4 protein-coding genes are annotated in these 7,018 nt (G+C 67.8%); 3 read left to right on the forward strand and 1 reads right to left on the reverse strand.

Annotation, left to right across the window (positions count from 1 at the left end; all coding sequences use genetic code 11):
- The first annotated feature begins 46 nt into the window (after positions 1–46).
- The 3 genes from DMB37_RS28300 to DMB37_RS28310 all read left to right on the forward strand — a co-directional run bounded on the left by DMB37_RS28300 (position 47) and on the right by DMB37_RS28310 (position 3,467).
- The gene (locus DMB37_RS28300; protein WP_135237867.1) at positions 47–706 is read left to right on the forward strand and encodes a response regulator transcription factor; all 660 of its coding nucleotides are present in this window, start codon (positions 47–49) and stop codon (positions 704–706) included.
- Positions 707–718: 12 nt separating this feature from the next.
- A complete protein-coding gene (locus DMB37_RS28305) occupies positions 719–2,119 on the forward strand; it encodes a HAMP domain-containing sensor histidine kinase (protein WP_135235276.1) in 1,401 nt (466 codons plus the stop codon).
- 145 nt (positions 2,120–2,264) lie between these two features.
- Positions 2,265–3,467: a hypothetical protein gene (locus DMB37_RS28310; protein WP_135235277.1), complete on the forward strand. Its 1,203-nt coding sequence runs from the start codon at positions 2,265–2,267 to the stop codon at positions 3,465–3,467.
- A gap of 42 nt (positions 3,468–3,509) precedes the next feature.
- On the opposite strand, the gene DMB37_RS41995 is transcribed toward DMB37_RS28310, so the two are convergent.
- Positions 3,510–5,501: a pentapeptide repeat-containing protein gene (locus tag DMB37_RS41995; RefSeq protein WP_135235278.1), complete on the reverse strand. Its 1,992-nt coding sequence runs from the start codon at positions 5,499–5,501 to the stop codon at positions 3,510–3,512.
- Between the last annotated feature and the right edge of the window lie 1,517 nt (positions 5,502–7,018).

The raw sequence follows: 7,018 nt of genomic DNA on the forward strand, positions 1-7,018 counted from the left end.
CGGTAATCTCATTCCCGGTGGTGGATTGCGGGAAAGGGCTTGGGTGCTGCGTGTGGTAGTGGTGGAGGACGATGCCGGGATGGCCGGTGCCGTCGTCGACGGACTGCGGGCACATGGCTTCGGCTCGGTCGACCATCTGAGCCTCGGGCTCGACCTCCTGACTTCGCACACCGCCTACGACGCGGTCATCCTCGATCTCGGCTTGCCCGACCTCAACGGCTATCTCGTGCTGCGCCAACTACGTAAGGTCAGCGACGTCCCCGTGGTCGTGCTCACCGCCGAAGGCGACGAGGTCGCCGTCGTGTCCTGCCTGCGGGCCGGCGCCGACGACTACATGGTCAAACCGCCGCGGGTCGGCGAGCTGGTCGCGCGCCTCGAAGCGGTGGTGCGGCGCAGGCGGGCCACCGAACCGGACTCGTCGGTCGTGGTCACCGGCGATGTCACCATGGATCTGGCGGCGCGCTCGGTCGAGGTGGCCGGGCAGCCGATTTCGTTGACGCAGAAGGAATTCGCCGTCGCCCGGGTGCTGGCCGAGCAGTCCGGCGTCGCGGTGGGGCGGGACAAGATTCTCACCGAGGTCTGGGGTGAGAAAACCGCGGCGACCTCTCGTTCACTCGATGTTCACATGGGCGCGCTGCGCGCCAAACTGAACCGGCCCGGGCTGATCGTCACGATCCACGGCTTCGGTTATCGCTGGGCGCGCTGAGAGGCTCGCCGCGTGCGCGCTCGGCTGGTAACCGCGTTCACCGCGCTGGCCACACTCTGCATGATCGTCTTCGCCGTCGGCATCGCCAACGAACTGGCCACCAGCCGGACTCGCGGGCTGGTCATCGACCGGGTGCAGGATGCCAGCCGGTTCGGCGTGCTGGCCGCGACGACACCGACGAGCCTGTGCGAGGAAGCGCAGAACTACCGCGACAGCACCAGCAACGGCGTGCTCATTCTCGGCGCCGACGGCACGGTGCTGTGCAGTCTCGGCATGGACTTCGCCGACCCGCGAGTGCGTGCCGCTGCCCGCGAACGGCACTGGCTCGAGATGCCGCGCCCGCTGTATCCGTGGAACACCGAGCCGCTGCTGGTCGCGCAGCCGATCGGCACGCCGCCACAGTCCGGTGGTGTTGTGGTGATCGACGTGTCGACCTCGCAGACCCGCATCGACATCCTGGTCCGGTGGACGCAGCTGGCCTGCGTCACCGCGACCGCGCTGCTGTTGGTCTCCGGTCTGGCGCTGCTGGTGTCGGGCTGGATCCTGCGCCCGGTGTCCGGGCTGTTGCGCGAGGTCGACGCGCTCACCTCGACCCTGCCGGTGCACCGCGGCCCGCCCCGGCGGCAAGCGCCGATGAGCGAAGGCCCGCCCGAGATCCTGCAGCTGGCGGCCGGTGTCGAGTCGGTGACGCGGGCGGTGGCCGCGTTGGCCGCCGCTGAGCGTCGGCATGTGGTCGACACCGCGCACTCCCTGCGTAATCCGCTTGCGGCGCTTGCGGTTCGGCTCCAGGCACTACAGCCGATGCTCGCCGAGGACCGGGCCGCCGCCACCTTCGTGAGTGTGGTGAGCGAGGTGGACCGGCTGACCGAGCTGCTCGACGGGTTGCTGACCGCCGCGGTCGCCGACGCCGAACAAGACAAGCAGGTCGGCCCGTCTGCCGCCGGGTGCGATGCGGTCGGGGTGGCTGCGGACCGGGTCGGTGCCTGGCACGACGCCTACGTTCGCGCCGATATCACGCTTACCTTCCAATCGCTGGTCACGACGGCGGAAACGGGTGTGCCCAGCAGTGCGCTCGCCCAGATTCTCGATGTGGCGCTGAGCAATTCGGCGCGCTATGCCGGGGCGGGCGCGAGCACCACGGTCACCGTCGACCGGGAAGCCGAGTCGGTCGTGGTGTCGATCGCCGACACCGGGGCCGGAGTGTCCCCGGAGGAAATCGACCTGCTCACAACGAGATTCTTCCGCGGCGCGCAGGCGACGACCGGTGGATCGGGGCTGGGACTGCCGATCGCCGCCACCTTGGCGGCGCAGCACGACGGGCTGCTGTTCGTCGAATCGGCGCAGCCGCACGGGCTGGTGGTGACGGTGAGTCTGCCCGCCGTCGCCGATCCGGCCGACCTTACATTTGGGTGAACTGCTGAAGGGACGGTGAACAAACCCGTTCCGGCACGCGACTTTTGAACGCGCCACGCCACGATGAGAAGCGTGCCGCGCGGCCACCCCGCTCCCTCCCGCGCCGCCGCGTCAGCCCGCCGCAGGACATGAGTTAGGAATCGTGATGGCACCGCAGCCGAACAACGGCCGCACGGTTCGCGTCGACCCCGAGGCCCTGATCGACAAGGGCAAGAAGCTGGCAGAGCTGCCGGGTTTGCCCAATGGGCTCTTCGAGATTCTCACCAAGCTCAACAACAACCTGCTGAGCCTCGGGCAGCCGTGGGGCAGCGACAAGATGGGCAAGCAGTTCGCCGAAGGCGAGCAGGGCTATCTGAAGTCCAAGGACGCGTTGGTCGGCAATGCCAGTACCGGCTCAGACGCGAAGGGCGCGGTACCCGTCTACGGGCAGTTGCTGGTGAACTACGGCCGCACGATCGAAGAGGCGGGCAAGGTATTCGGCAGAGGTGACGATCTCTTTGCCGAATGGATTCTGAAGAACTACGTCGATGAGGACGCCTCGGGCGATCCGGGACCGTACACCGGTCCACTCAGTTCTGATCCGAACCGCAACAAGGAGGACAAGGACGGTCAGAACGACGGAAAGAACGGTCCGACGGGACCACCACCGCCGCCGGGCGGGAACCAAGGATCGGGTGGTGGCCCGGAGATCAAGAGTGGTGGGGGTCCCGGACCGGGCGCGTTGGGAACTGGCCCAGGCCCCGGTGGTTCGACTGCGGGCGGCCCGAATATCGGTGATGTCACCGGTCCGCCGGTCGCGAACATGTCTTCCACCGGTATGACCGGCCCCAATTCGCCGTACACACCGGGTCCCGGTCCCGGGCAAGGCAATTCCAAGGACCTGCCGGGCGGCATCTCGCCGAATGCGAAGAACTTCGGGCTGGATTCGGGTCTCGGTGGGGGCGTGCCTGGCGTGCTCGCGCCGAATGCGTACAAGCCGGCCATCGATCCGGTAACCGGTGCGCCGGTGGACAAGTCGGGCAGTCAAGGCGCTGGCGGCAAGGGCGGCGGTCCCGGCGGACCCCTGGGTAATCCGATGCTACGGTCCACCTCCGCGTTCGACGGTGAGAAACTGGCGGGCAAGAACGGGCAGGGTGGCCCGCAGACCCGTGCGGGCGTGCCCGGCACCGGCATTCCGCCGGGTATGCCCGGCGGCATGCCGCCAGGCAGCCAAGGCGGTGCCTCGGGCGACGGCAAAGAGAAGCGGCGCGACCGGCGTAAGACGTCGCCCCAGGTGGACGAACCGAGCGAAACTCCGGATCCGGGCGATCCGTGGCAGCGCTCCGGCTGGCGCACCGGTGATCGGTAGCGGATGTCGATTCCGCCCGCGATCGCCCAGTCCGACATCCAGCTACCCGAGGATCTGCAGTGGCTGAGTGTCGCGGCCGGCAGCAAATGGCCCAAGGACAGCAGCGAGAACGGCATGTTCGCCGTCGCCGACGCGTGGTCGGAGGCCAGCGGCGAATTGTCGGCGTTGGTGAGCAGCATCGAGGACGCCATCAAGGATGTGCTGAAGGCGTATCCATCGGCGGATGAACTGAATTCGTCGATGGTGCAGACGCTGAAGCACCTCACCGACGAGTCGGAAGACGCATCGATGCAGTCGATCGCGAAATCGATGATGGAGCTTTCCAAAGCGTGCGACAAGGTCGGTTGCGCGATTCAAGAAAACAAGATCATGATCGTCGTCGGCCTGGTACAGCTGGCGATCGAGATCATCATCGCCTGGTTCTCCCCGATCACCGCGCCCGGGACGCAGGCGGCGCTGACCGCCTGGTACCAGCTCGTCTTCCAATGGCTCAAGGTCATGGTGATGCACATGGTGACCGCCGCGCTCAATGCCATGGGCCAACAGGTGATCCTCAATATCCTGCTTCAGCTCGGCCAGATGGCGGCCGGACACAAGGACAGTTTCGACGGTAAGTCGTTGGGTGAGTACGCACTCGGCGGTGCGATGGGTGGTGCGTTCGGTTCGCTGTTCGGCAAGATCGGTGGCGACCTCTTCAAAGGTCTGGGCGGCAAGCTCACCAAATCGGAGTTCGACAAGTGGTACCAGCGGGCGGCCACCGGCCTCGTGCAAGGTGGCGCTGGTGGTCTCGGCGGTATGGTCGGTGGTGGTCTCGCCAACCAGATGATCAACGGCGGCCCTTTCGAATTCGATCCGCACATGCTCGGCGCGGGTGCTGCAGGTGCGTTCACAGGTGGCGGACGTGGGCTCCGCGGTAGCAGCGTCGCACCGAAGATCGATGTGCCGGAGACGGGGAATCTTGGGAAGACTCCGCCGTCGGTGCATCCGCCGGTGGCGGGAGATGGCCCGCCCGTCACACCGCCGGTGTCGGAAACGCCGTCGGGTGCGCGGCCGGGCGGTGACGAGCAGGCCGGAGCGCCGGGCGCGACGCCGCCCGCGGCGGACGGAAGTTCGGGTAGGGGAGGCGAATCGTCCTCGGCTGCTGGTTCTTCCGGGAACGGGTCGGCTGGTAGCGAAGGGTCCGGGCGTGCCGCGGCGAGCGACGGGCAGACCGGTGGATCGCGGGGCGACGACGGCGCTTCGAATAGGTCGTCGGAGGACGGACGGTCGGTCAGTAGCGACGAATCGTCTTCGGACGCTGGGACTTCCGGGAATCGCGCGGGTGCTGCGGACGACGGTGGCTCCGTGGCCGCGCCGAAAAACGATGGCGCAGCACAGGTCTCGACCGATCGTGCGGAATCCGCGGGGCTGGATCACCGGCAGCAAGGAGACCAGAACGCGCAGTCGCAGAGTCCCGCGGTCGCGGCTGTGCACGGAGGTGGCGCGCAGCCGGGTGCTTCGCAGGTTGGTGGCGGGCAGCCGGGCGTTTCGCAGGTTGGTGGCGGACAGCCGGGTGCTTCGCACGTTGGTGGCGGACAGCCGGGCGCTTCGCACGTTGGTGGCGGACAGCCGGGCGCTTCGCAGGTTGGTGGCGGACAGTCGGGCGCTTCGCAAGGAGGAGGGCAGCCGGGCGCTTCGCAGAGCGGTGGACAGAGCGGTGCCGGGCAGTCCGGGGCGGCGGCCAAGGCGGACGCGGTGGGCTCCGCGCCACCGCCCAAGGCGGAGCAGCCGGGTGCCAAGCCGACCGCGGCCGGTGCCTCGCAGGCCGCACAGTCGTCCGCGACGACCGGTGGTTCGACTCCGCCGCGCTCGGGCGCGCTGTCCGGCGGCGATCGCGTCCCTGGCGTACAGACGAAGCAGTTCGACACCGCCGCACCACAATCCGGCAACCGCTCGGCGGCGACCGAACAGGTCCAATCGACGGGGCCGCAGACCAAGGCGGGTTCGTCGGATCCGCAGCCGAGTGCCGCCCGGTCGAAATCGGTTGCCGATCAACCGACCGCTGACAAGTCGCCATCAGCCGACAACAGGACACTGTCGCCCGGCGAAAAGGCTTCGACATCCGGGGACAAGACACCGCCGGTCGAGAAGTCGGCAAGGAACACGTCGGACACGAACGCCCCGCGCAGCGATGCGGCGGGTCGTCGGGGTGGTGACGACAGTTCGCCTACTACTTCGCGCAAAACCGGTGGTGACGGCGCTGACGGTGCGTCTACTGGTTCGCGCAAGGCCGGTGCAGAGGGCGGTGCGTCCACCGCTTCGCGCAAGCCCGGTGGTGGCGGCGATGATGGGGCGTCTGCTACTGCGCGCAAGCCTGGTGGTGCGGGCGATGAGGGTTCGTCTGCCTCCTCGCGCAAAGCTGGTGGTGACGGCGCTGACGGTGGGTCTGCCTCCTCGCTCAAGACCGGAGGTGACGGTGCTGACGGCGGGTCTGCTATCTCGCTTAAAGGCGGTGGTGGCGGCGATGATGGGGCGTCCGCTACTGCGCGCAAGCCTGGTGGTGCGGGCGATGAGGGTTCGTCTGCCTCCACGCGCAAGGCTCGTGGCGATGGCGATGGCAGTTCGTCCGCCTCCACTCGCAAGGCCGGCGGCGACGGCGATACCGCTACTACCCCGGGCAAGCCCGGCGACGACACTGCGACCAAGGGCGGGCCGAAGTCCGACAAGCCGAGCGGCCTGCTCGCCGATCTGAAGGCCGCGGCGTTCGAACCGCGCTGGCGCCAGATCGATCCCCAGTTGCTCGGACCGGCGTGGCCGGGTGGCAAGTCGTTCCTCCGGCAGATCCTCGGCTTCCAGCAGACGGCCGCGGTGTTGGAGAAGTTGTTCGGGAACCACAAGTCGCCGCACGAGGGGCGTGAGCCCTTCCGCCGCCCCGAGCCCGGCATCAACGACATGGAGGTGCGTTCTGGATTCGGGCAGAAGAAGCCGCCACCCGTTGATAAGGACGGTAGCGGCAAGGCGGCGCCCGACGACCGCGGTATCGACGAGTGGGGGTCGCGCGGCCTGTACCGGCTCACCGAGCAGGAGCGGGCCGAGCACCGCTTCGTCGTCTCCGAAGACGGTAAGTGGACCAGGGATCCCAGTGCGCCGGGCAACAAGCCGAAGGGCAGCGAGTCCGACGACTCGTCCGCGAAATCGAAGCCGAAGACCGAGTCGGATGATTCGTCGAAGTCGACCTCTAGCAAATCGAAATCCGACTCCGACGACTCATCGAAGTCGAAGTCGAAACCGGCGCAGGGCAAGCCCGGCAAGAATGTGGTCGGCGAGGACGGCCCGACCACCATCGAGTTGCCGCGGCGCGGCCCGCTGCTGCACCGATGGGCTGACAACCACGCCCCGGTGATGCGAACCGTGGTCGGCGACCACCACGGCCGCTGGTACATCAGCGATCTGACGCACGAGGCATTCCACAATGCCGGTGTATACGTGGCGTTCCAAGCTCACTTCGTGAATGGGCGGATGACCGCGGTCGGCGACTGGGCGGGTGCCTACATTCCAGAGCCCGCTCGGAT

Source organism: Nocardia sp. CS682, from assembly GCF_004634405.1.
Classification (GTDB): domain Bacteria; phylum Actinomycetota; class Actinomycetes; order Mycobacteriales; family Mycobacteriaceae; genus Nocardia; species Nocardia ninae.